Here is a 23,424-nt window from a genome sequence, read left to right on the forward strand (position 1 = left end):
TTCAATAGTTGCTCCGCGTATTTCCTACTGTGTCTTACATTTTTCATGCCTTAAATGAAAAGGTATTACCCATGTTTGATATAAAATATTAGGAAATAATAATGAAAGTTATGCAGTTAGGTTTAATGCTAACAGCTGTAGCATTCTCAACCTCATCATTTGAAACACAAGCATCAGGCCTATCCCCAGGTCAGGTACTGAATAAAACCCATCGAGCTAACACCCATAACATTGTTAGAAATTTTGTTGAGACAAGGAAAGGTTATGGATACGTCACCTTCACCGGAGGGAAGGTGATCGGCAACACTAACAATGATTTCACAGTCACAGTTGGTCCTCATAATACAACGCTCGGTTCGGTATTGGGCGGGGTTGATTTGAACTTCAAGCCTGAAGATGCCGAATGTGTGCGCGGCCTACATCTTTCGTTAAGCGTGGGCTCCGATGTTCCGTTTTCACTCAGTCCAACCTGTGATGCGTTGCTTCGCACCGATATCAAACGGACGATTAGCCATACCGTTGCTAGCTTTGACGTGCCTATCCCTGCAGTGCCGATCGATCCTGCTGGTATTTTTCGTCTTGGTGTCAGTGTTGGAGCGGCATTAAAGGTCGGTGCAGATTTTGAGGCTGGTCTTGAAGTGGGCGGTTTCGACAAACCCAACAAGCCGATTAAGATAAATGGTGAGCGTCGACCTGATTTTATCTTTGCAAGCGTGAGACCATTTATTTCTGGTGATGCAACAGCCAAAGGTTATGCCAGTTTAAATCTTCTATTTAAAACTGTTGAAAAAGGCGTGAAAGGTTCGCTCACCTTAATTAATGCAGGCACGAAAGCCTATGCGGAAGCGGGGGTTACTTATAAAAAACAACCGGGTAAAAAACATCAGTACTATACCCGACTTAAATGGGATGCAAATGCACAGGGTGGTAACGGTAAAGTTGGACTTTATTGCGACGTTAAACTGTTTGGTTTTGCGAGAATATTCTATGCAGAAACAGATTTGATTAGCTGGTCGCCAATTTATGAGTTCAATCAAACAATTTACGATCAAACAGCATATTTGTAATTTGTTTTGGAGGTATGTGATGTGCCTCCTGTTATTAAATGGATAAGCAATGAACAGAAAATCACTCCTGCTCTCGCTGTTTGCCTGTGTTGTGGTCGCCACGTCATTTATTATTTTCACACCGGTTCCCAACCCCACAGCGGAAATCAGCACTCACGATGGTGACGCTGTCACTTCTGATGTTTCATCCAGTACAATAGTGAAGGCATCGGCTTCTTACGACTTTACCAATGATCCATTGAGTACGATGACGCCGTCATCCAAATCGCTCGAACTGCGAGCTTACCGCGCAGTCATTCGCTCAAAGCTTACCAGTCGGGGCGTTGTCTTGGCAGACTTCTCCAATGCATTGAGCATTGAGTTCGATACTGCGGGTGTAAAACCACATAAAGGCGTTGCCTATGATGTGAAGTTTGAATCAGAAGACCCAAAAACTGAAATCCCATCGTATCTCGGTTTTACTTTCAATTATCAAGCGGGGGAATTCAGCGATGTATCAATGCTAGGGTTGCCGCCCCAGCACCCACTGAATATCGTGACGGCCTTATTGACACAGTTTTCATACTTTGATGGCATTCATAGCCTGCAGCTTCCAGATGGCACACACACCTACCTTTATGACATTAATGGCAACCAAGTCACGCGTGAGAAAGCCACCGATTCAAGCTCCTCGGCTAGCTACGCAACCCTGTCTGAAAGAGAAACGTGGAATTTGACGTTGGATGCGTCGTCGTTTCCCTCGCAATTACACTCCAGTACTGGGAAGACAGTAGAAATGGAGGGCTCCGAGCTTCAGCTTGAACAGGAAATAACGATGACCCCCATCAAGCCAGATGCTTTGATTCTGGCGAAAGTCAGTTTTGGTGCGGGCGTGAACGCAAAATATAAAGTGGCATTTAACGATACTTCGCCAGCCATAGAAGTGAATGAAGAAAACTTCATGGAGACGCTGGTGGTGTTTGATGCGAATCCAAATTTGGACACAGCCCAAGCATTAGGACTGTTTCTGGTTAACCAAGGTTGGGGGTACGTTCGTGATTTGCTCAGTTCAGACGAGATAACTGACAGCATGCGCTCAAGCTTAATTTTTGCGTTGGAGCGATCCGGTGAACGAGAAGGCGAGTACCTGCTTGCTTCGCTGATAGAAGATGATTCACTTGGTGAAACTGATCGGCTGCGAGCGATTATGTCGATAGTAAAGATGGGCGAGATAAACAGTCAGGTAGCGTTGAGCACATTGCAAAATATGCTCGATCATTCCAACAGCTTGCTGGGACAAACCGCCATGTTGAACATTGGCATTCTTGGAAAGCAAAATCCACGCATGACAAGTGATGTTACCGCGTTTCTAACCCAACGATTGTCTAGTGAAGGGGCGGGCTACAATGAGTTGCTGGCAATCAGTAACCTTGGAAATCCAGAGATGGACAGCCGAGTACTGCCTTACTTAGACAGCCAATATGCAGATGAAAGGCAGGTTGCGGTCAAATTGCTAAGTCGAAATCCTGATATGCAGCCCACCTTGCTCAAGCAAATGCTGAACGATGAGCATCCTAGTGTGGTCAAAGCCATCACTTTGGGTATTGAAACAAACAGCCAAGACCTTCAGCTCACTGAGAGCTATCAAGCACAATTGCGTAGTCGTTTAGATGAACCAGATATTCTCGCTCCCACACGGGATTTGTTGTTCATGTTTCTCGCCAACAATGCACAACCTACAGCGTTGAATAAATCGGCCGCGCGTAAAATGCTGGAAACCCAAGGCGTGTCAGAATCGACGCTTACCTTAGCGCAGCAACTGCTGAAGCAATAAAAACCAAGCGACTGAAAACAAAAAACGCCAACTTTTTGAGTTGGCGTTTTTTTGTGTCTCAGATTGCCGCTTACTTACCGCAGCATTTCTTGTATTTCTTGCCGCTACCGCATGAACAAGCGTCATTACGGTTTGGCGTTTTTTCAAACACTGTGGTTTGTGGCTTGCAAAGCAGTGTTTCGAACTCAGTAATTTCTTCTGGTTGCTCTGCATCTACTGTAATCGTCACAAACAGCTGGTTTTCAAGCGCTTTGGCTTCCAGTTCAGCTTTACGCTCTTCAGTTTGTACCGTCAGCATCAACGGAAGGTCTTCTGAACCCGGTTTTGCTGCACGCTTGGTGTTGTAACCAAAACTTTCGTATTTTGGTTTTTTTTCAATTCTGCCTTTATAGAAAAACTTAGACATGGGATTTTCCGGGTTAGTTGAATGCGGAGTGAGGTTATACAGCAAAACGCACCCGCAATAAATATTAACGAGACATGATCCCGCAATTCATTACTGCTGAAGCCCCAAAGAGGCGAAGATTCAGGTGAAATCGCCGCCTAAAGGGACATAGACGTTACCGAATGTCTACTGGGTAGTGTTTATCGCGAGTCGACGAAAGGCGTCAGTCTTCTTGTCTTCTTCGCTGCAAACACTCAGTAAATCGTCGATGAAATGCTTCAAGGCGCGGTGCTCAATCTGCTTGATCTGCGCTTGCTGGGCTTCCGGTAGCATGTGATACATGCTTGCCGCACCAAAATCACCGAAAATGATATTGGCTTCGTCGTCGAACAAGGTGTTATGGGCGTACAAATCGCCATGACAGACCTGACTGTTATGCATGTGCTGAAAAACGTCTTCCATCTGCGCGACGATTTTTTCGATCTGTGCAATCGACAGCGTAAAACCCTGCGGGAAGGTATCTCGCGTGCATGTTTCGAAGTTTGGTGGCAGGCCAAGGTTCTTAAAGTGTGACGGGATCAAATTCATCACCAGTGCAAGAAAACCGGGCTCGCTGACCTGTGCTAACGACTGCACAAGGCTAGGATGATTGCCGACCTTTAAGCACGCATTAAGCTCGTCCTGTGGGTAACCATCACTGGTGACTTCGCCTTTAAATACTTTCACCGCAATGTCATTGGGAAAATCGCCTTGGCTTGCATTCCATACGGCTTTAGAAATCACGCCTGACGCGCCTTGACCGAGCACTTCTTGTCGCTCAAAACTGGACGATGGGACATGCGGGACAGACTCAACATTCGCATCAGATTGGCAGAACGGATTCCCTGCAAACGCAAACCACGCCAGTTTTGGCAGGCTAAGCAAGTGATCGGGGCATTCACGCAATTGGTTTGCAAAAATACGCAAAAGCTCAAGGTTTTCCAATTCACCCATTGTGTGCGGCAGCGAGGTTAACTGGTTACCGGCCAATGCCAGTTTTTGCATGCGCGGGCGTTGGCCTACGGCATCTGGCAAGGTCTCGAGTTGATTGTCAGTTAAGATCAACCAGCGCAGTTTTGGCGGCAGCGCGTTTTCGGACACATGGCGGATGTGGTTAGCTTTAAAGCCAATCATTTCTAACTCTGGGCATTCCCCCAGCACTTCGGGCAGTGCTTCAAACAGATTGTCTGATGCAAAGATGATTTTCAGCTTGGTCAGTTGCTTGATTTCAGCGGGCAGAGAAGAAAGCTGGTTTCCAGACAAATCGAGAATTTCTAAGCTGTCAGCCAGCGAAAGAATCTCTAACGGAAAAGTGGTGAGGTTGTCGGAAAGGCTTAGGCGTTTAATGCCTGCAAGTTCGCCGGAGGTTAGCTGAGAAAGAGTGTGCAAAATGAGAAATCCATGCTGATCGAAAACAAAACGGAGGGTAGTTTACAAGAAAGCCAATCAAAAAGGGTAATGACTTGTCCCGCTAGCAGCGGGGTGATGGGCGCAATGGCTCGTTAATGCCTTTTCAACAAATCGAACGACAAGCTTCACGTGAGGTTTAACGCAAGAACCGTAGGATATGACCTTTGAAAATCTTATCGAGATAGTCAGTGTTGTCTGGTTTGGTATGGCTACTGGTGAAACCGTATTCGAGCATCTTGGTGCTCAGTTTGTTTTTTCGTCCTCTGCCTGGGTCAACAATAATCACTTCGCAGTTGTCGTTGGCGTGGTTTTGAATGAAATACGCAAGCAAGTCCACATGCTGATCTTCATAGAGCAAATCGCTACCAATGATCAGATCAAATAAACCCAGTTTACTCGTATCATCCGCCCAATCGGCACGTTCATAAGTAATGTGATTGCCGTTATTCAGTTGGGTGTTTCTATCAAGAAAACCTTCGACTTCAGGGTGATGATCTGTCGCGGTAATATCTGCATCTTGCTCGTTGAGTAACAAGCTCGACAACGCAATGCCGCAACCGATTTCGAGAATTCGCTTCCCCTCGGTATCAAAACTCAACATATGGTTGGCGAGAACTAAACTCGATGGCCATACCACGCCAAAAATTGGCCAAGAAGCAGAGGAAATCCCAAGATTTTTGGCGATGTCACAAGGGTCACTAAACTGCTGCTTGTCGCGCAGAGTGCATAGATGGATATCGTTGTTGCCAATCTCGATGGTTTGATAGCGAACACGAAGAGGGGGAGTGATGATCGTCATAGTCTTTCCTGGCCGAGTAACGAGACGAAGCTCTGCCAAATATCGGTCTATAGATGACGAAACAATTGAGTTATCAGGTTAAAGCAAACAGGGGGTTACACAAGGTATTAAAGAGGTTGTCGGTGGTAATGCGAGGCACAGAGACAAAAAGAGCGCCTGAGATCAGGCGCTCTTTGTTGAATGCAGTTTACATTGTCTGCTGGCAAAACATTCGCTGTGTTGAATCAGTGCGTTTTACTTGGGCCGTTGCGAACCAAATCTTTACCAGTCTCAAAAACTTCCTGCGTGACACTGCGAGCAAGGATCAACTGGTGATTGTCGTCTAGAACCGCAACAAATGGGCGGCCATCTGAGTTATTGGTTGCAAGGGCAACGCCCGCAACGCCTTTTAATCCAAACCCGCCGCTTTCAATTGCGATAAGAAAGGTTTCCAACTCTTGAAGGTTGTCGATGATATCAAGTTCGTTATTCATTTGTTCAACACTCATTGTGCGCTTGAAGAATTTAACTGCGCAGATTATTTCACGTCATCACACGATTTGGCAATGTACAGCGCTATCGGCAAGCACTTGACTGCGTCATCAATCGCCTTCGCATGGGTGATATGTCAGAACATTTGTTGATGTTCGCTCGAAAATCTGGGGGCTGATTAATGCATTCATGTGTTGGAAGGCGACAATACCCACATTTATTTTCGAGGAATTAGGATTCATGGAAGAACTGGTTGGCGGTCGCGAAGGTGCTATCTATAAACGTGGGGATATCGTGGTACGCCCGTTGAATGCGTGGTCTTCTACCGTTCATCTCTTACTGAATCACTATCACGCGCAAGGCTTAACGGAATGCCCGACATGCTTAGGCGTAGAAGGTGACACCGAGTTGCTCAGTTACGTGAAAGGTGACGCGTACAATTACCCCTTAACGGGCGCGATTGCCAGTGAAACGGCGCTGATAACGGCGGCGAAATTGTTAAGAAAGCTGCATGATGCTTCAACATCGTTTCTCTCTGAACACCACACCGATTCATTGACATGGATGCTACCCGCGCGACAACCGCAGGAAGTGATTTGCCATGGCGACTATTCGCCTTACAACGTGGCATTGAATGGCAAAACAGTGGTTGGTGTGTTTGATTTTGACACCGTGCATCCCGCCCCGAGAGTCTGGGATATTGCCTATGCCGTGTATTGCTGGACCCGTTCAAGACCGATAAGATCGACGCATTGGGTACGCTGATAGAGCAAAGTGAACGCGCCAAGCAATTTTGCGATGCCTATGACGTGACAAAGCAAGATCGCACCGCGTTGGTGGATACCATGGTGGCGCGTTTAACTACCTTAGTGCGATTTATGCATGATGAAGCCAACGCAGGCAATGAGCAGTTCAAAACCAACATAGAAGATGGGCATCACCTGAGCTATTTGGCAGACATTGATTATTTAAAGCACAACCAAGAAACGATAACGGCGAGGTTGTTGGCGTGAGGGGTCAAGCAGAGGTCTGTGGTGTTTATGCCCCATTTTAATTCAGTATCACTCTTGAGATGCTTTACCAATCCCTATAATCAAATTACTTTTGCTAAATTAAGTGTAGTATAAGCCCTAATCCCGCGATTGAACCCCTTAAGGTTGTTGTTTTGCAACGAGGTCTTGGAATGAGGCTACATGAAATTATGGATGTAGCCGATCAGATCGTAAGTTGCTGATTAATTTCAATTGAATTACGCAAAAAGCCTAGTTAAGTCGTTCTATAACAATCTAAATGTTAGAGTGAATACAGAACATTTAGGGTGGTTATTTCTGAGAAATACTCGGATTTTTATAAAAATGATCAGGAGATTTGAATGAATGAAGGAAAGTTGTTAAAGCAGATGTATTCCTCAGATCCTCATGTAGAAATGCTAATCAAAGATACAGTTAATGCATGGCCATATGGTTACTGTGAATATGTTAAATTATCTCAGTTACAACAACGTGATGATAACTGGTTAATTGAGGTTTCCGCTCAGAATGATGAAGAAAGTACAAAGTGTCTTATTGAAGCATATATGAATTTGTCATGTGGCTTTTCACTAATATGTTGTGATTCTGAAGATATCAAATCATGGATAGGGGACTGTAATATTTTTAGAACTATCAAACTAGGAAGTGTGTCTAATAATGCTGTGAGTGACCTTCAGGGTAGATTGACTGAGCGTATTAATTTTTATGAAAAAAATGGCTTAAGTGTGTGCGGCGTATTATTAACAGTGATGGGTAGAATGATTTCTTTGGAGGATTTTACTCTTTATGCTTCAATTGTTGAAAAGTTAGGAGTGTCATCATGCTTTAACACATGTTTATTTGATGATGACAATAAAAATACTGATTTGTTGGTTCATCTAGCACTAAAGCCTAAATCTCAAGAATACTTAACTAATATAGAGGAGAAATAATTGGATGGATATGATTTTTCAACCATGGGTTGGTGAGCATTACTACACCGATAATCGATTTGGGCAAAGAATACTTATTTTAGGGGAATCACATTATGGTGATGACTCTGAAGCCACCTCTGATTTTACATCTAGAATGGTACAAGATTTGGCTAAAGATCAAAGAAGTTCTTTTTTTACAAAGGTTTCTAAAGTTCTTCTTGGCCTTAATAGCAGCGACTGGCTCGATGATAAAGAACGGGGAGACGTTTGGGGCCATGTTGCTTTCTATAATTTCATACAGGGTTTTGTAAGCACTGAGGCTAGAGTGAGGCCAACCGATGATATGTGGGAGAATTCAAAAGAACCATTTTTAAAGGTTATTAATAACCTAAAGCCACAAATAATATTGGTTTTAGGTAAAGCTCTTGGTGCCAATATACCTGAACTCGGCCCAGAGATTAAAGTTTGTGTAATACAACACCCTTCTACTGGATTCAGTTATGAAAAATGGAATCCGATCTTTGCAGAGGCTCTTGGGAAAACTCTTTAGGCTCTTACATTGCCATAGATTTTTCTTATTCAAACGAACCAAGTTGGAGCCGTTCCGCTAACTTGGTTATGTCCAAAAGCCGTCTAGGTCGATCAGCATAATCCTACGCACCCACTTCCCTAGTAAGCGGCTAATGAACCGGTGAAGTCCTACTCGATGCCACTGAGATCAACATTCCACGGCATCAGATCCGTCATATCATCGGTAAGCGAACGCGTCGGCAACGCTGTAAACAGATGCCGGAAGTAATAATACGGATTGATGTCATTGGCTCGACACGTCATCACCAGACTGTACAGATTGGCACTGGCTTTCGCTCCACCGACTGAGGTTGAGAACATCCAGTTTTTTCGGCCTGTCGTGAATGGTCGGATATCCCGCTCCGTCACATTATTGTCAATGCTGATGTGGCCATCATCAAGGAAGGTCAGCAGCTTGGACCACTGATTTTGGGCGTAGCTTATCGCTTTACCCAATGCACCTTTGGGCAACACATGCTGACTATCTAGCCACGCTTTAAAATCATTCAGAATGGGCAGACTTTCTTGCACTCTAAGCTGTTGGCGGGCTTCAGCAGACAGTCCTTTCGCTCGCTTTTCAATACCGTAAAGTTTGCCGATGAAGGTCAGGGCTTTCTCCGGTTTCCCTGCTTTCGTTGACGGTGACGCTTTTTGCGCGTCGGTAAATTTACGGCGGACATGCGCCATGCAGGCGGCTTGTGTCACGTCTTTCAGTGTGTCGTAAGCACTATAACCATCTGATAGCAGATAGCCGGTGTAATCACCGAGGAACTCACGCACACAGGTGCCCGCTCGACTCGGATGATAGTCGTAAATCACCACTGGATTGGAGGTAAACTCTCCACTGCGATAGACCCACATGTAGGATTTGGATTGTGCTTGTTTGTCTTCCTCTCTGAGCACTTGCACCGTGGTTTCATCCGCGCAGATGAGTATTTCTTGTAAGAGCTGCGCTTTCATCGTGTCGATGATGACCTGCACTTTGCTGCCAAGCTGCACACACCAGTTGGCCAAGGTGGCGCGGCTGATATCGATGCCGGAGCGGTTGAGGATATCAACCTGACGGTAAAGCGGCAGTGCATCTACGTATTTGGCGGTGACCACGGCAGCGAAGGCCTCCGCACTGCCGAGGCTTTTGGGGATCATGCTCGCTGGCTTCGGTGCGGTGATGACCTTGCTGGTCTCTGCCGTCTGCTCGCACTGACGGCAGGCATATTTGGTGCGCTCATGGCGGATCACACTGACTCGCTGTGGCAGGATTTTCAACGTTTCACTGACTTCTTTGCCGCATTCATGCAAGGGCGCATCACAACAGTCGCAATATGGGGCATTGAGGGTGTGGCTTTGCACCTCACGTTCAAGGTCGGCGGGCAACGGTTTTCGACCCGTCTTACCGCGTTCGGTGGAAGGCTTGGGCAACGCATTCTGTTGCTCGGCTTCGTTGAACGTCCCTTTGGCGACTTTTTCGCTTTGGGAGGCGAAGCGCTTGGATTTACTGAGATTGAGTTGCTCAACCAGTAATTGCACTTGGGTTTTCAGGGCAGCGACTTCCTCCTCTTTGGCCTGCAACAAGGCATCTTTGGCAAGAAGCATGGCTTTAAGTTGTTCAATATCATCGGGAAAGTCGGTCATTGGGCATCATTTTACAGCACTGAATGATGCCCAGTGTGACGTCTAAAACGGATCGTTCAAGCGCAATATGACGATCAGTATCAAGCGTCACACTTCTAGCCCACTGAGGGGGCGATGGGCTTTGTTGTTCTCCAGTGATAACCCAGATAGCAGCCAATAAAGCTGGGGCTTGCTGATGGTAATAACGCCAAGAGGATTGGGATGTGGCCACTTGAAGGTTCCTTTTTCCAATCGACGATAGTAAAGCCAAAAACCGTTGGTATCCCAAAAGAGGATTTTGAGTTTATCTCGTCCCCGATTACAGAAGATAAACCAGGCTTCGCTGAACGGATCCATTTCAAGCTGCTCGGCGACAATCAGCTACAGGCCATCGATAGACTTTCGCATGTCGGTGACACCGGAGACCAGAAAGACCTTGCCAGAGGGGGTCATTGCAAGGCATCCACCCAGTGTTTGATCTGAGCGGCACTCAGTGTTGTTGGTAACTCAGCGCGAATACCATTGGCAAAGGTAATGATCACCGACTCAGCTTGCGTATCTTCATGTTCATTGAAAATGATAGGCTGAAGTGTCTGCGTCGCGTCAGGAGAACGCAATCGCTTAGACCAATAGTAGAAGGTTTGATAACTGATGCCGCTGTCTGCACAGAATTGCTTGATGGATAGCGGGCTTTGTTTTTGTTGCTCAACAACTGCTGCCCAATGGGCGCGTTTTTGCTCTTGGTTCATAGTGCCTCCGATAAAAAAGGCACTATGTCAAAGCACGTGTATTATTGGTATGTGGGGTTTATTAACCGCTTACCTTCCCTATGGCATCCTCCTCTTCCGTTCTCATCTCTCACCAAGAACGAAAAAATCCGAGTGCCATTGCACTCGGATTTTTAACATCTGTACTCAACGGATTCACGTTACTGTTTTATGCTTTCCGTTTCAAACTGAATGGCGGCTTGTTCTTCAATGTGGCGGAAGTAGTCACGGTCTTCGGTCAGGATATGCATGATCAACCAATCGGTTAGGAATGTTTTTACTTTTTCGGGCTGGTCAATCAGGCGATTGTCGGTGATTTCATATTGGGTTTCGTAGACGTCAAAAATTTGAGTAATCAGCTTGTGGTGGTGCGCTTTATGACGCAGGATTTTCTCTTCAGGATAACCCACTTCTTCAAGCAGTTTTTCTTCGCGGCGGAAATGCGTTTCTGCATAACGAATTAATTTATTCAGCGTTTCAAAAATCACCTGATCATCATCACCCCGACGAATGTTGTCGTAAAAGCGATTGGCAATATCGAACAGCATCTTGTGCTCGTCATCAATGCTTTTCACGCCTGACTCGAAAATCTTTCCCCAAGCAATAAATTTTGTCGTCATATCATCCCCTTAACCTAATTAAACCAGTGTAAGGCAGTTCAAATTTGAGCGAAACGATAGACCTCACGAATAGTCAGTTTAATTTGTTCGTCAGTAATAAATGAGTCATCAGCAAGGATTTAGCCAATCGCTGTTTCCAACCCATTGATGCGTGACCTTCTATTGATAAGTCATGGTGAGTCACACGCGTATTCATCAAGCAGAGGTGATTTTTAACAGCGGGAATGACATAGGGAAAGAAATCCCAGAGTGATGTGAGCCGCATTCAATACGCCAATTCTACGTTACTGATTATTATGTAACTTAAGTGAAACACTCAAATACTACCGTTGCCCAATCTTAATTTGAGTAGTTGGTAGGAAACAAACATGACTGTACGTCAGCGGCTGCTGATCGCCTTTACCCTCTTTATCGCGTCAACCATTGGGCTTGGCAGTCTGGCTCTTTGGATATCATCACGTTCTGCTGATGCGTATTCGGAATATGTGAACGAGCAATTACCCGAAGTGTGGGCGCTAATGGCGTTTGAGCGCGACCATCGCACCTTACTGACGCTGTCGCAGAAAATTAAAGCGCAGCTTTTGTTCTGGAATGAAGTCACTCCTCAGTTTGACGCGTTCAAAGATAACTACGAGCAGAGTTGGCAGGCGTTGTCTCGGTATCCTTCCCTAAGTGCGTGGCGTGATGAACATGTTGAACAGAAGCAAAATCTGGATGTTTATGTAGAAAAGCTTGGTGATGCGATCGCCAATCAGAGTTTTTACGATGCTGGAAGGCTGGTGGATTTTGATATGTACTCAACCATTGACCCTATCCTTCTGGCGATTAATGAAAAACTCACTGAACGCCAAGCTCACGCGCAATATACTGCGAATGGGCTGATAGGCTTTTTGAATCAGCAGGCTAACGTCATCTATATCGGCGGTGGTGTCGCATTGCTCATGGCGATGGTGCTGATGTTATGGCTTCGGAAAACCGTGATTATTAGACTGAATAACATTTCTACTGCGCTAACGAATATTGATACTGAGTCCGATCTCTCTGTGCGCATCGACGACCATTATCATGATGAAGTCTCGGCAGTTGCGCGTGCCACCAATAATTTACTTGAGAAGTTCAACCAGTTTGTTAATCACATTCAGACTCGCACGGGAGAATTGGATCAACAGTCGGATACGCTAGGGAATCAAAGTCGCAAGGTTTCTGACATCAATGAAGATACACGCTCACAGATCACAGAGGTCGCACATTCATTAACCGTGATGGAAACGGCAACCGCGGAGATTGCCTCTGCTATGAAAGATACTCGGGAATGCATCAGTAAGTTGGCGCATGACAACGGCGAACTTCAAACGCAAATGACGGCGACTGAACAATCCATTGCTTACAGCGTCAGCACGGTGGAAAAAGTGGAGGTGACGATGGCGAGCTTGAAGCAAACCAGTGAGCAAATAGCCAGTGTGATGGATGTCATTGAAAGCATTGCTCAGCAAACTAATCTGCTGGCCCTGAATGCCGCGATTGAAGCGGCGCGAGCAGGAGAGTATGGGCGTGGTTTTGCTGTGGTTGCTGATGAGGTTCGTAGCCTTTCATTGCGTACTTCTGAATCAACCGGCGATATTCGCACTTGGATCAATGATCTGCTTGCTCGAGTGGATGCAGCCACCTCGTTGCTTAATGACTCTAAGCAAGCCAGTGAAGATAACCAAAAAGCCAGCGTTCAGTTGCAACAGTATTTGGGTGAAATGAACCGTACCTTTGATGGGTTAGAGCATCGCAGTACGGAAGTGGAGGTTGCGCTATCTTCGCAGCATAGGGAAATTGAGCAACTCACTGAGCGTCGCCGAGATCTGAAACGAGGCAGCCAATTACTCACGGCAGCCATCAGTACAACCAACGATGTCAGTGGTGAGCTAAGTACCCAATCAACGGCGTTGACTAAGCTGACAGATCAATTCCAAATTTAGCCTGGTAAAGTCTTTGGCTATATCATTAATCCCTAGGATTCGCGTGAAAGAGTCATCAACATCAAGCAAAATTGCACTTAAATTGAATGGGTTCGTGTAGTTCAATTTTGCGATGAGGTAGTGCCACCATGGCGTACAAAAACACAGAAAAAGCAAAAAACGAAGCGGTGGAGTGGGCATTAACCCATGGCATGGCGTTGAAGCAAACCCTGGATTCCGCAAGGCACCCTGCATTTACCTTAACGCCAACGGTCATTGAACAGACGCGTTTTGAACGGCTTAAGTCATCGGTCCATTTGTTGGGTAAATTGGTACATGCCGTATCGCAAGATCATGATTATTTGCATGAAGCCATCGCGCCTATCACGGCAGGCAATGTGTTTTTCAAGACTCTACTCAAAATGGCAGACGATATTCATTGCAGTGACGGGCCTCAATCATGTTTGCCTATGCTGCTGATGCGCAGTGATTTCATGGACGATGCACAGCTTGGTCCAAAACTGGTTGAATTTAATGGCATCGCGGCGGGTATGGGACCGTTCGGTCAGCGCATTCATGAATTGCACTGTTATTTGGCAAAACAATGGCCAGCACCCTATACGGAATGGTCGGGTGATGAAGTCGGACGACCCGTTAGCAATTCCGCGTTGCAAGGTTTGGCGGCAGGTATTGCTGCGGCGACATGGAAGATCAAACAGGAATTTTCAGATGCAGGGACACCAACATTTCTAATGGTGGTGCAAGAGCGCGAAGACAATGTGTATGACCAACACTTGTTGGAACACGCACTGCAAGACAAAGGTATTCGAACGGTGCGCCGTACTTTTCGTGAGTTATATGACGGGTTGTCGACCGGTGAAAACCAGCGTCTTTTGTTAGATGGTATAGGCGCAATAGACACGGTTTATCTGCGCGCGGGTTACCAATTCTCGGATTATGTGGCACACGACATTATTGATCGCGCATGCTGTGAATCACTCACGCAAACTCGCGTTATGATTGAAAAACATCGCGTGGCGGTGAATGCGACGGTGAGTCAGCAGTTGGCGACCAGCAAGCGTATACAAATGCTGCTTTCTTCCCAAAGTGCAGCGTCATTAACGCGTTTTGGTTTGAGCGAATCAGAAGCGAATGAAGTGAAGCATTTGTTGGGCGATATGATCGCGGTGGACGCGCAAAGCGCTGAATGGGTGAAACAACGCCCCTTGGATGAGTGGGTGTTGAAAAATCAGGGAGAAGGCGGGGGTCACTGTGTGTTTGGCGATGACATATATACCAAGCTAAAGGCGTTAGATCCTAATGAATACGAAGCGTGGGCGTTGATGCGCAGGCTGCATCCTCTTCCTCGTTCGCAAGCCGCGTATGTGGTGCGAAAAGGCGAGATTTACGTGATTGACGATTTGATCAGCGAAATTGGGCTGTTCACGGTTCATATTGATGGTGAGCCGGCATTGGAAAACGGCGGCTACGCAGGGTATCTCATTCGCAGCAAGTCATCTCAAGTCTCGGAAGGCGGCGTTCACAGCGGCATGGGCGCGCTGGATTCGTTGGCGTACAAGCGGTATGAGAATACCTAGCAGGCTAATTTTCAATATCCGGTGCTTTGGGGTAGGGGTATTTGACATGGCCGATACGAATCACAAACACCGTGATGGCCATGATCAGAGTTGCAGCGGCAATCGTCATGATTCGCCAATCGTCCATGTTTTTCATATCGAGAATAAGATACCGCGCCAGTGCAACAATACCGATGTAAAGGGGCATACGAACCGGCACTTTGCCGGATTCAAAGAAGCTGTGAACCATCGCCAGCACTTCGAGGTAAATAAAGAGCAGTAATAAATCTCCGACTGATACGGTTCTATTCACGATAACGAGATAGATTTCTTCGCCTATGGCGTAAATCGTCGCGATGACAATCAGTACCAATACAACATTTTCCAGACCATGTATGACTTTGGTTGTCGTCTTATGCTTAGGCATCGCAATCTCAAACTGTCCTTAGTTATAAGATCAGTCTAACGAGATAACTTGAGTGGGGTTTGTATCATTAGCAAGAGCACACTCCCTCTGTGCTGAGAGAGTGTGTAGGTGAAGAACGCGAGATCTTGAATTGTTTAGCGTTGTGCAATCAAATAATTCAATGCACCGCGAATCGCCGCGACTTGCGCATCGTTGCATTCTTGGTCGGTGACTGTTTCGCTGTCTGGGTACACTTCGGTGGTGGTGCTGTACTGGCAATCCGTAAAGCCAGTGCACAGTCCCAATGATTTTACTGGGTAGTTGATCACACCTTCTTGCTCAACAGGTGTACCAATAATCAAGCCCTTGTTGTCAGCTGGCGCAATGTGCGTCACTTTACGCACTTCATCAATGATCGCCGTTTGGAAATCGGTGTTCGGGTTTTCACTGTCTCCCACGGTATAGAATCCATCAGGCACAGTGTCTTCTTCGTAATCTTTGCCATCACGAGCGGCCAGTGCAGGACGAAATTCAGAATCGTCGGTATCCGTGGTTTCATGCAAATCAATGTGCGTGAAGACTTCAACGCCTAAGCGTTTTACCCACGCCATCACATTGGCGGCCTCTTCCGATGGGCTGTTTTCTACGAACGAACGGTTTGGATCAACTGCAATTGGGTTCCAACGGTTGATGGTTTCATAACCCCAAGGGCTGATACACGGTGCAACAACCAGGTTGAAGTGCTCGGTATAAGCCTGCGCCTCGGTATCAAGAAATTGCAACGCGCCATGCACACCGCTGGTTTCGTAACCATGCACGCCACCCGTGATCAGAACTGTTGGCTTGCTTTGGTCAAAATCACGGCTTCGAATACCAAACTGCGGGTAACGCGATTCATCAAAAGACAATGCGCCGTATTGCGTGACGTCGAAGCGGTCTTTCAACGCCTCGATTTTTGTCATCACATCTTCTTTGTAGCTGCGCTTGATGCTGGTGGTTTTGAGCCACTGCGCTTTTTCTTCATCTCCCCAAGGTTGCCCTGGTGTGCCGATAGGGAAATTGATGGATGCTGTCATGATAATTCCTCATTGAGAGATGGTGAGTTGCTTTCTAGGTTAAACGGCTTGTTGACTGACAGGGTCAGAATTCTCTGGAAAGAGAGAGTAGCACACTCTTTTGCGCATTCAATTGCCATCACATGCTGATTGATGACTATTTGGTCATTAATGGAAAGAGGTCATGGTGACATTTATTCCTGCTTATACTTCATGGGGTTAGTGCCTAGCTGATAAATAATTTCTCATCTTTAAGTCATCCTTAAGTGATTCTTAAGACTCACTGATTAGGCTCTCATTATCGCTTACAGCTAGGGAAGAAGCGGAATGGAAAAGAAGCCTATATTTACCACCTTCGAGATAGTGACAGAATCGCATGCATTGAGAGCGGACGTGGAGCACTATATTGCCGAACGTTATCGCATCGCGTTTGATGCCACTATCACTGAGTTCATGCCTTACTTCTTCTGCGCGTTAGATGAAGAAGGGAACATCTTATCGGTGTGCGGCTTTCGCACAGCAAACAACGAACGCTTGTTTCTTGAGCAGTATTTGCATCTTCCGGCTGAACAGCTTATCTCACAGCACTTTGGTGCGCGTGTTGAACGCAGCGCGCTGATTGAATTTGGTCAGCTCGCTTCATTTTCACGCGGGGTGTCGTTACAGCATTTCACCTACCTTTCCCGTTATCTGGTTGAGCAAGGATTTAGCTGGTGTATTTTCACCGCGACGGGGCCACTGCAAGCCATGATGAAACGATTTGGCTTGGCGCCCGTGTCGCTGGTAGATGCCGATTCAGCATGCATTGATAACGCTGAATCTGTGTGGGGGAGCTACTACCAAACACAACCTAAAGTGTCGGCGGGAAGCTTAGTCGCAGGGGCTAAGCAGCTTTCGCAGATTGACCTGAGAGCATCAAACACACATTTGGCTTCAAATACGGCCATGTACAAAACAGGGCTGGGGGTGTCCCATGGTTAATGTGTTAGCGCGCATCCGCCATTTTGCACAGACCACGCCGACCAAAACGGCGTTGGTCGGCCGTGACGCCATTGGTGTGATTGGTAACGTGGATTACTGCACCTTATGGCGCGACATTGAAACCTTGAGTGACACGCTTAAACAATGGAAGACCAAACGTATCGCGTTGCTTGCTGAGAACGGCATTGCCTGGGCGAAGGTTGATCTTGCTGCATTACTGGCACAGGTGACGGTTGTGCCCGTGCCGACGTTTTTCTCTCGTGAACAAGTTGCGCATCTCGTTGCGGAAGCGGATGTGGATTTGTTGGTGGGGGATTGGTCGACACTGGCTATTTCACCCCAAGGTGAACTGGCCGGATTACCCTGCTACTCGCGCCTTGCCGCCAACACATTGAGCAGCGATACGATAGCAAAGATAACGTTCACCTCGGGGTCAACCGGTTCGCCAAAAGGTGTGGCACTGAGCGCACAAACCATTGATGCGGTGACGCAATCTCTGGTTCAAGCCGTCAGCACACAAACTATGCCGTCTCGCCACCTTGTCGCGTTGCCGTTGTCCACACTGCTTGAAAATATCACGGGAATTTACGTGCCATTGTCACTGGGTGTTGAAACGGTGGTGTTAGAAGGATTCGAAGTGGGGCTTCGCGGATCAAGTGGCTTCTCACCGGATATTTTCGGCGCGGCGTTGGCACAATACCAACCAGAGAGCATGGTGGTGACGCCCATGTTGCTGTTGGCTTTGACAGAAATTGCCCCTGTGCAGCCAAGCATGACGCAGCCTTTAACATTCATCGCCGTCGGTGGCGCGAAAGTGCCGGCGTCTTTGCACCACAAAGCGCAACAGCTTGGTCTGCCCGTGTTTGAAGGTTATGGGCTATCTGAATGTGGCTCGGTGGTCAGCCTCAATACGCCATGCGCACACCGCCAAGGCAGCGTGGGGAAACCGCTGTCACATTGCCGAGTCTGTATTGCCGATGACGGTGAAATCGTGGTGCAAGGCGCGGCGATGAATGGCTATATCCATGAAGCGATAGATTGCCAAAACGATGACATTCATACCGGGGATCTTGGCTACCTCGACGAAGAGGGTTACTTGTTTGTTTCAGGCCGCAAAAAGAACGTATTGATCACCGCGTTTGGACGCAATGTCAGCCCTGAATGGATTGAAGCAGAAGCCTTGGCTTACCCACATTTGCGTCAAATGGTGGTGCTTGGCGATGGCTGTGCCGTGTTGTCTGCGGTGGTGGCAAGTCATGACCATGAACAAACGCTTAGCCAAATTGCGCAACTTAATCGCCGCCTACCGGATTATGCCGCCATCGGGCACGTTATTTTCACCCAACCTTTTCAGCATCAGGACAGTTTAATGACCGCGAATGGTCGACCGCGTCGTGATGTGTTTGCACAACAATTCTCTTGTTTTATCCCAAATAACCAATGCGTGAGCGTGGCGGATTTTTCCGTGACCAGTTGCTCCGATATTTCACTGACTTGAATACGTAGGGAAGCTATTGCCATGAACATGAATACTTCAAGCAACACGATGACAGACAACAACACACCGTTTTTTAACACACTGGAGCAGCAAACCTTGGCGGCACGAAATGCCATGTTAAGCGCACCCATTTTTGAGGCGTGTCGAGCGGGCAATGTTGACCTGACTACTTACACCGCGTTTTTGGTGCAAGCCTTTCATCACGTTAAACACACCGTGCCTTTGCTGATGGCCTGTGGCTCGCGATTGCCAGAAAGCGATGAGTGGTTGCGTCAGGCCATTGGTGAGTACATTGAAGAAGAAAAAGGCCACCACGAGTGGATTCTCAACGACTTAAACCAGTGTGGGTTTGATGCCGAATTGGCTCGCTATAACCAGGCAGAAGGTGCGGTTGGTTTACCCATTGAAATGATGGTTGCGTATCTCTACCACCAAATTGACAGACGCAATCCTATGGCCTTTTTTGGCATGGTTTGGGTGCTGGAAGGCACGAGTGTGTCCGTCGGTGGTGACATGGCTGCACTGGTGAAACACGGTTTGGGTTTGCCTGATGCGGCAATGAGCTATTTGACCTCACACAGCACATTGGATGTCGAGCATATCGGCTTTTTTGAAACGCTAATGAACCAAGTGACGAACCCTGACGATCAGGCCGCCATTATTGACGGTGCTAACCGCGTGTTTGCTCTGTATGGCCAAATGCTGTGTGAACTGCCGATTAAGCAACAAAGCCATGCTGCATAGCGTTTAGCCAATAGCGAATTGAAGAAGGGGACAAACATGAAACTGAATGGCAAACGCGTCTTGCTGACAGGCGCAACGGGTGGGATCGGGAAAGAGATCGCGACTGCGCTCGCAAAGCAAGGTTGTGAACTTATCGTGGTGGGCAGAAAAGCGAGCCAACTGGCTGAACTGGTGGCAAGCCTTGACGATTCATCGCGCCACCAATCTTTGATCGCAGACTTGGCGCGAACCGAAGGCCTTGACGCGGTATCGCAGTTTTGTGCCTCGCTTGATGTTGCGGGAAAGCCCGTCGATATCGTGATCAATAACGCGGGCTGTAACACCTTCCTGTATCTGCAAGATCGCGATGCAGCATCCGTAAAGCGAGACGTTGAATTGAACCTGATCGCGCCCATTCTACTGAGCCAAAGTGCGCTTGGTTGGATGGCACAAGACGGCGTGATCCTCAATGTGGGTTCTACGTTCGGGGCGATTGGTTTTCCCGGTTACACCAGTTATTGCGCCGCAAAAGCAGGGTTACAACGCTTTAGTGAAGCACTCAGCCGAGAGCTTAATGGCACGGGTAGGCGCGTTCAGTACTTGGCTCCCAGAGCGACCAATACCTCGTTGAATGATGCGCGTGTTACTGAGATGAACGAAAAGCTAGGAAACAAAACTGACGAAGCGGCATTTGTGGCGGCGCAAGCTGTCGCCATGCTCAAACAAGAGACATCAGTGAAATGGATCGGCTGGCCTGAAAAATTATTCGTCAGGCTCAATCAGTTGTTTCCATCTTTGGTGGGTTCTGCAATCAAAAAGCAGCATCAGACCATCACGGAATACGCGACAAAAACACGCTGCGAATAAGCAAACGGATAATTTTGAGGGAACGACGATGAACACAAGTATCAGCAAAACCATCAACACCATCTTGAAAACAACCACCAAATCATTGTTTGTTATGCTGGCAATGGCTGCGGGTTTTAACGTTGCCGCTGCAAATGCAGATGAAACGCTCAAAACAGTACAAAAACAGTGGGCAAAGTGCCAATACGACACCTTTAATAAAGAGAACAAAATCAGTTGCCTGAATTCTTTGATTGCAATGAATCAAGAAGAGTTGGACAGTGACCCATCACGTGACGATCTCAAAGTCTGGCTTGCCATCAACAAAAGCACGCTAGCCGGTGCGGAAGGCGGACTGGGTGCTTTGTCTTTGGTGAAAGAAGCTAAAGGTCTGCTTGAAGAAGTGATTTCGTCAGACTCACAAGTGCTTGAAGGGTCTGCATACACCAGTTTGGGCTCACTGTATTATCAGGTGCCGGGGTGGCCAATTGGGTTTGGGGATGACGATGAAGCCGAGCTTATGTTGCAAAAAGCCCTCGTAATTAATCCAAACGGTATCGATCCAAATTTCTTTTATGGTGACTTTCTAGCAAACAACGGCGACAAAGCACAAGCCATTGCCTTTTTGAAAAAAGCCCAAAAAGCCGCACCGAGAGAAGGGCGTGAATTGGCAGATCAAGGCCGACAACGTGAAATTGAGCGCAAGCTGAAGGAACTAGAATAACAATGCGAATTCTTTTGATTGAAGACGATCAAATGTTAGGTGAATCCATGGTGGCCTCGTTAAGCCGCCATGGATTCACCGTGGATTGGGTACAAAAAGGCGGCGGCGTAGAATTGCTGCTCAAAACGGAAAGCTTCACCGCGGTGATACTGGATTTAACCCTGCCAGATGTCGATGGCATCGACGTGCTCAAAAGACTGCGACAAGCCAAACACACCATACCTGTGATGATTCTGACAGCGCGAGATGACATAGAAGATCGCGTTGAAGGTCTAGACGGTGGTGCTGACGATTACATGGTGAAACCCTTTGCACTGGAAGAGCTGCTGGCGCGTCTGCGTGTGATGATCCGCCGTATTTCGGGTTATGTGGACACGAATATTGAACTGCACGGCGTGTCGGTGTCTCTGGCCAATAATCGTGTTGAGTTAAACGGCGAAGCGATCAAAGTCACACCCAATGAATTTAAATTACTCACAACACTCATGACCCATGCAGGCCGCGTGATGAGTAAAGACCAATTACAGCAAACCTTGCACGGCTGGGATGAAGGTGCGAGCGAAAATGCCATAGAAGTCCACATTCATAATCTGCGGAAGAAAACGGGCGGTAACTTGATAAAAAACATTCGAGGTGTGGGATACATCATTGAAAAATAAAGCGCCTATTTCGATCAAACGAAACCTGATTTCTAGCGCTGCGGTATTGAGCAGCTTGCTGGTGCTGGGTTCATGGTTTTTCATGTATACCGAAACCCGTCATGAGATAGACGAAGTCTTCGATGCTCACCTTGGTCAATCCGCAAAAACATTGGCGCTAGCCGCGATGAGTTGGGGTGACAGTCCACCGAAAAAACTGGATGAGATCTATGCCGATTGGTTTTCTTCCATCAACAAAACGGCGGTGGATGATGAAACCGCTACGCCGTATGGGCATCCGTACGAAAAAAAGGTGCTGTTCCAATATCTGTCTAACGGCAAGCTCGTTGGCAAAAGCGCCAATGCACCGGCTGTATTTTTAGGCACCTTAAACGAGGCGGGCTATAAAGATGTGACGGTTGAAGGTGAACGTTGGCGTACCTTTCAATTGCCTTTCACGCCGCCTGGTGACACGTCACCGGCATTCACGATCCTCGTCGCTGAAAAGATAGGTATTCGAGAGGAACTGACGGCGGAAGTGGCGCTTTCTATCGGGCTTCCACAAATTCTATTGATCCCCTTCCTTATTGCGTTAATTGTTTTGCTGGTTAATCGGTATTTTCGCCCGATTGAAGAACTACGAAAGCTGATTGCTTCGAAAAGCATTAATAACTTGCAGCGTATACGCGTTGAAAACCCCACGATTGAGCTTGAGCCATTGGTGAAACAGATTAACTTTTTGCTGGCGGAGTTGGAAAATGCGTGGAAGCGCGAAAGACGCTTGATCAGTACGGCGGCCCATGAATTAAAAACACCATTGGCCGTATTAAGGTTAAACGCTGAAAATGCGATTCAAAGTGTTGATGAAAAAGAGCGCAACAAAGATCTGAGCAGCATTTTGGCAGGCATTGATAGAACCGATAGGGTGATTCAACAACTCTTGGTGCTCTCTCGTGTGGAGCAGCAAAAAGACATTGTCCTGCAGCCAATGGATCTTGTGAGCATGCTTCGTGAAGAGATCGCCAACTTAGTGCCTATTTCACTCAAGTATTCACAGACAATTTCTTTGGTTGGAGCCGAAAAAGCGTCGGTTAGCGCGCACCCCGTCATGCTTTCCATTTTGTTTGCCAACTTAATAGACAACGCCATTCGCTATTCAGGGCAAGGTTCCTCGATTTCGGTAGACGTTGAGCTTCTTACTGATTCAAGCCAAGTGGCAGTGACGGTGTCGGATACGGGGATGGCGATGCCCGAAGACGTTCGCCAGCGTATTTTTGATAAGTTCTATCGCGGTCATTCTAACAAAGGGGATGGTGCAGGGCTGGGCATGTCTATTGTGAAAGACATTGCGCAGATCCACAGTGCGAATGTGCAGGTCAAAAGTGCAGGTGAAGGCGAGAGTGGCAATCAGTTTATCGTCGTGTTTAAGAGTGTTTAAGAGTGTTTAGAGGGTAAATGCTGATCGTTAGCGCCAAAAAAAGGGCCTAAATGTCTTTAGGCCCTATCAGCAGTCGTTTTCAATACTTGGAGTAT

Annotated in this window: 23 protein-coding genes and 1 pseudogene; 14 read left to right on the forward strand and 10 right to left on the reverse strand. The window is 47.1% G+C overall.

Going from position 1 to position 23,424, the window contains the following annotated elements:
* Nucleotides 1-101 precede the first annotated feature (101 nt).
* Both AC3CIC_RS16885 and AC3CIC_RS16890 read left to right on the forward strand, forming a co-directional pair.
* The gene (locus tag AC3CIC_RS16885; protein WP_488516443.1) at nt 102-1,067 is read left to right on the forward strand and encodes a hypothetical protein; all 966 of its coding nucleotides are present in this window, start codon (nt 102-104) and stop codon (nt 1,065-1,067) included.
* A 49-nt stretch (nt 1,068-1,116) separates the two neighbouring features.
* Complete coding sequence (locus AC3CIC_RS16890) at nt 1,117-2,880, forward strand: HEAT repeat domain-containing protein (protein WP_488516444.1); 1,764 nt, start codon at nt 1,117-1,119, stop codon at nt 2,878-2,880.
* Nucleotides 2,881-2,950: 70 nt separating this feature from the next.
* On the opposite strand, the gene AC3CIC_RS16895 is transcribed toward AC3CIC_RS16890, so the two are convergent.
* The 4 genes from AC3CIC_RS16895 to AC3CIC_RS16910 form a co-directional block, all read right to left on the reverse strand.
* Nucleotides 2,951-3,286, reverse strand: coding sequence for a PBPRA1643 family SWIM/SEC-C metal-binding motif protein (locus AC3CIC_RS16895; RefSeq protein WP_017003386.1), 336 nt, complete (start codon nt 3,284-3,286; stop codon nt 2,951-2,953).
* Between the two features lie 165 nt (nt 3,287-3,451).
* Nucleotides 3,452-4,693: a leucine-rich repeat-containing protein kinase family protein gene (locus AC3CIC_RS16900; protein ID WP_488516445.1), complete on the reverse strand. Its 1,242-nt coding sequence runs from the start codon at nt 4,691-4,693 to the stop codon at nt 3,452-3,454.
* Nucleotides 4,694-4,850: 157 nt separating this feature from the next.
* A complete protein-coding gene (locus AC3CIC_RS16905; RefSeq protein ID WP_017005492.1) occupies nt 4,851-5,513 on the reverse strand; it encodes a class I SAM-dependent methyltransferase in 663 nt (220 codons plus the stop codon).
* A gap of 224 nt (nt 5,514-5,737) precedes the next feature.
* Entirely contained in the window at nt 5,738-5,986 is a 249-nt protein-coding gene (locus AC3CIC_RS16910; RefSeq protein ID WP_016958528.1) for a hypothetical protein, read from the reverse strand.
* A gap of 238 nt (nt 5,987-6,224) precedes the next feature.
* Between AC3CIC_RS16910 and AC3CIC_RS16915 the strand changes: the two are divergent.
* The 3 genes and pseudogenes from AC3CIC_RS16915 (at nt 6,225) to AC3CIC_RS16925 (ending at nt 8,479) form a co-directional block, all read left to right on the forward strand.
* Nucleotides 6,225-6,997: pseudogene (locus AC3CIC_RS16915) on the forward strand (phosphotransferase).
* A 359-nt stretch (nt 6,998-7,356) separates the two neighbouring features.
* Nucleotides 7,357-7,947: a hypothetical protein gene (locus AC3CIC_RS16920; RefSeq protein ID WP_488516446.1), complete on the forward strand. Its 591-nt coding sequence runs from the start codon at nt 7,357-7,359 to the stop codon at nt 7,945-7,947.
* A gap of 4 nt (nt 7,948-7,951) precedes the next feature.
* Nucleotides 7,952-8,479, forward strand: a complete 528-nt coding sequence (locus AC3CIC_RS16925; protein ID WP_488516447.1) for a hypothetical protein — start codon at nt 7,952-7,954, stop codon at nt 8,477-8,479.
* Between the two features lie 149 nt (nt 8,480-8,628).
* Here AC3CIC_RS16925 and tnpC read toward each other — a convergent pair whose 3' ends face one another.
* The 4 genes from tnpC to AC3CIC_RS16945 all read right to left on the reverse strand — a co-directional run bounded on the left by tnpC (nt 8,629) and on the right by AC3CIC_RS16945 (nt 11,497).
* Nucleotides 8,629-10,131 (reverse strand): IS66 family transposase, encoded by a 1,503-nt coding sequence (gene tnpC, locus AC3CIC_RS16930; protein WP_488514319.1) that lies wholly within the window; start codon nt 10,129-10,131, stop codon nt 8,629-8,631.
* An 87-nt stretch (nt 10,132-10,218) separates the two neighbouring features.
* A complete protein-coding gene (tnpB, locus tag AC3CIC_RS16935) occupies nt 10,219-10,491 on the reverse strand; it encodes an IS66 family insertion sequence element accessory protein TnpB (protein ID WP_488516829.1) in 273 nt (90 codons plus the stop codon).
* A 68-nt stretch (nt 10,492-10,559) separates the two neighbouring features.
* Nucleotides 10,560-10,859: an IS66 family insertion sequence element accessory protein TnpA gene (gene tnpA / locus AC3CIC_RS16940; RefSeq protein WP_407330990.1), complete on the reverse strand. Its 300-nt coding sequence runs from the start codon at nt 10,857-10,859 to the stop codon at nt 10,560-10,562.
* Nucleotides 10,860-11,038: 179 nt separating this feature from the next.
* Nucleotides 11,039-11,497, reverse strand: a complete 459-nt coding sequence (locus AC3CIC_RS16945) for a bacteriohemerythrin (RefSeq protein ID WP_488516448.1) — start codon at nt 11,495-11,497, stop codon at nt 11,039-11,041.
* A 368-nt stretch (nt 11,498-11,865) separates the two neighbouring features.
* On the opposite strand from AC3CIC_RS16945, the gene AC3CIC_RS16950 reads away from it, so the two are divergent.
* Together AC3CIC_RS16950 and AC3CIC_RS16955 are read left to right on the forward strand one after the other, a co-directional pair.
* Nucleotides 11,866-13,464 carry a methyl-accepting chemotaxis protein gene (locus tag AC3CIC_RS16950; protein WP_017006273.1) on the forward strand — a complete coding sequence of 533 codons (1,599 nt, stop codon included), beginning with the start codon at nt 11,866-11,868 and terminating at the stop codon, nt 13,462-13,464.
* Between the two features lie 128 nt (nt 13,465-13,592).
* Nucleotides 13,593-15,041 (forward strand): glutathione synthase, encoded by a 1,449-nt coding sequence (locus AC3CIC_RS16955; RefSeq protein WP_488516449.1) that lies wholly within the window; start codon nt 13,593-13,595, stop codon nt 15,039-15,041.
* A gap of 4 nt (nt 15,042-15,045) precedes the next feature.
* On the opposite strand, the gene AC3CIC_RS16960 is transcribed toward AC3CIC_RS16955, so the two are convergent.
* Together AC3CIC_RS16960 and AC3CIC_RS16965 are read right to left on the reverse strand one after the other, a co-directional pair.
* On the reverse strand, nt 15,046-15,447 hold the full coding sequence (locus AC3CIC_RS16960) for a phosphate-starvation-inducible protein PsiE (RefSeq protein WP_016958534.1): 402 nt from the start codon (nt 15,445-15,447) through the stop codon (nt 15,046-15,048).
* A gap of 134 nt (nt 15,448-15,581) precedes the next feature.
* Nucleotides 15,582-16,502 carry a M14 family metallopeptidase gene (locus AC3CIC_RS16965; RefSeq protein WP_488516450.1) on the reverse strand — a complete coding sequence of 307 codons (921 nt, stop codon included), beginning with the start codon at nt 16,500-16,502 and terminating at the stop codon, nt 15,582-15,584.
* 306 nt (nt 16,503-16,808) lie between these two features.
* Between AC3CIC_RS16965 and AC3CIC_RS16970 the strand changes: the two genes are divergently transcribed.
* The 7 genes from AC3CIC_RS16970 to AC3CIC_RS17000 are packed head-to-tail and all read left to right on the forward strand — an operon-like array spanning nt 16,809 to nt 23,329.
* Nucleotides 16,809-17,462 (forward strand): thermostable hemolysin, encoded by a 654-nt coding sequence (locus tag AC3CIC_RS16970; RefSeq protein WP_488516451.1) that lies wholly within the window; start codon nt 16,809-16,811, stop codon nt 17,460-17,462.
* Nucleotides 17,455-18,960 carry an AMP-binding protein gene (locus AC3CIC_RS16975; protein ID WP_488516452.1) on the forward strand — a complete coding sequence of 502 codons (1,506 nt, stop codon included), beginning with the start codon at nt 17,455-17,457 and terminating at the stop codon, nt 18,958-18,960. The genes AC3CIC_RS16970 and AC3CIC_RS16975 overlap by 8 nt, the downstream gene beginning before the upstream one ends.
* Nucleotides 18,961-18,981: 21 nt before the next feature.
* Complete coding sequence (locus AC3CIC_RS16980; protein ID WP_371732615.1) at nt 18,982-19,704, forward strand: iron-containing redox enzyme family protein; 723 nt, start codon at nt 18,982-18,984, stop codon at nt 19,702-19,704.
* 36 nt (nt 19,705-19,740) lie between these two features.
* The gene (locus tag AC3CIC_RS16985) at nt 19,741-20,550 is read left to right on the forward strand and encodes an SDR family oxidoreductase (RefSeq protein ID WP_488516453.1); all 810 of its coding nucleotides are present in this window, start codon (nt 19,741-19,743) and stop codon (nt 20,548-20,550) included.
* 28 nt (nt 20,551-20,578) lie between these two features.
* On the forward strand, nt 20,579-21,253 hold the full coding sequence (locus AC3CIC_RS16990) for a tetratricopeptide repeat protein (protein WP_488516454.1): 675 nt from the start codon (nt 20,579-20,581) through the stop codon (nt 21,251-21,253).
* 2 nt (nt 21,254-21,255) lie between these two features.
* Nucleotides 21,256-21,912 (forward strand): response regulator, encoded by a 657-nt coding sequence (locus AC3CIC_RS16995; RefSeq protein WP_488516455.1) that lies wholly within the window; start codon nt 21,256-21,258, stop codon nt 21,910-21,912.
* Entirely contained in the window at nt 21,902-23,329 is a 1,428-nt protein-coding gene (locus tag AC3CIC_RS17000) for a sensor histidine kinase (RefSeq protein ID WP_488516456.1), read from the forward strand. Before AC3CIC_RS16995 ends, AC3CIC_RS17000 begins: the two co-directional genes overlap by 11 nt.
* Nucleotides 23,330-23,424: the final 95 nt, after the last annotated feature.

The sequence above is a fragment of the Enterovibrio sp. QJM3NY_24 genome, from assembly GCF_057786035.1.

Bases quoted from the DNA above. Each gene is read 5' to 3' on its own strand.
- AC3CIC_RS16885 (WP_488516443.1), top strand. From the start codon at position 102: ATGAAAGTTATGCAGTTAGGTTTAATGCTAACAGCTGTAGCATTCTCA.
- AC3CIC_RS16950 (WP_017006273.1), top strand. From the start codon at position 11,866: ATGACTGTACGTCAGCGGCTGCTGATCGCCTTTACCCTCTTTATCGCG.
- AC3CIC_RS16970 (WP_488516451.1), top strand. From the start codon at position 16,809: ATGGAAAAGAAGCCTATATTTACCACCTTCGAGATAGTGACAGAATCG.
- AC3CIC_RS16925 (WP_488516447.1), top strand. From the start codon at position 7,952: ATGGATATGATTTTTCAACCATGGGTTGGTGAGCATTACTACACCGAT.
- AC3CIC_RS16910 (WP_016958528.1), bottom strand. From the start codon at position 5,986: ATGAATAACGAACTTGATATCATCGACAACCTTCAAGAGTTGGAAACC.
- tnpC (WP_488514319.1), bottom strand. From the start codon at position 10,131: ATGACCGACTTTCCCGATGATATTGAACAACTTAAAGCCATGCTTCTT.
- AC3CIC_RS16945 (WP_488516448.1), bottom strand. From the start codon at position 11,497: ATGACGACAAAATTTATTGCTTGGGGAAAGATTTTCGAGTCAGGCGTG.
- AC3CIC_RS16895 (WP_017003386.1), bottom strand. From the start codon at position 3,286: ATGTCTAAGTTTTTCTATAAAGGCAGAATTGAAAAAAAACCAAAATAC.
- AC3CIC_RS16990 (WP_488516454.1), top strand. From the start codon at position 20,579: ATGAACACAAGTATCAGCAAAACCATCAACACCATCTTGAAAACAACC.
- AC3CIC_RS16955 (WP_488516449.1), top strand. From the start codon at position 13,593: ATGGCGTACAAAAACACAGAAAAAGCAAAAAACGAAGCGGTGGAGTGG.
- AC3CIC_RS16980 (WP_371732615.1), top strand. From the start codon at position 18,982: ATGAACATGAATACTTCAAGCAACACGATGACAGACAACAACACACCG.
- AC3CIC_RS16965 (WP_488516450.1), bottom strand. From the start codon at position 16,502: ATGACAGCATCCATCAATTTCCCTATCGGCACACCAGGGCAACCTTGG.
- AC3CIC_RS16995 (WP_488516455.1), top strand. From the start codon at position 21,256: ATGCGAATTCTTTTGATTGAAGACGATCAAATGTTAGGTGAATCCATG.
- AC3CIC_RS16975 (WP_488516452.1), top strand. From the start codon at position 17,455: ATGGTTAATGTGTTAGCGCGCATCCGCCATTTTGCACAGACCACGCCG.
- AC3CIC_RS16905 (WP_017005492.1), bottom strand. From the start codon at position 5,513: ATGACGATCATCACTCCCCCTCTTCGTGTTCGCTATCAAACCATCGAG.
- AC3CIC_RS16960 (WP_016958534.1), bottom strand. From the start codon at position 15,447: ATGCCTAAGCATAAGACGACAACCAAAGTCATACATGGTCTGGAAAAT.
- tnpA (WP_407330990.1), bottom strand. From the start codon at position 10,859: ATGAACCAAGAGCAAAAACGCGCCCATTGGGCAGCAGTTGTTGAGCAA.
- AC3CIC_RS16985 (WP_488516453.1), top strand. From the start codon at position 19,741: ATGAAACTGAATGGCAAACGCGTCTTGCTGACAGGCGCAACGGGTGGG.
- AC3CIC_RS16890 (WP_488516444.1), top strand. From the start codon at position 1,117: ATGAACAGAAAATCACTCCTGCTCTCGCTGTTTGCCTGTGTTGTGGTC.
- AC3CIC_RS16920 (WP_488516446.1), top strand. From the start codon at position 7,357: ATGAATGAAGGAAAGTTGTTAAAGCAGATGTATTCCTCAGATCCTCAT.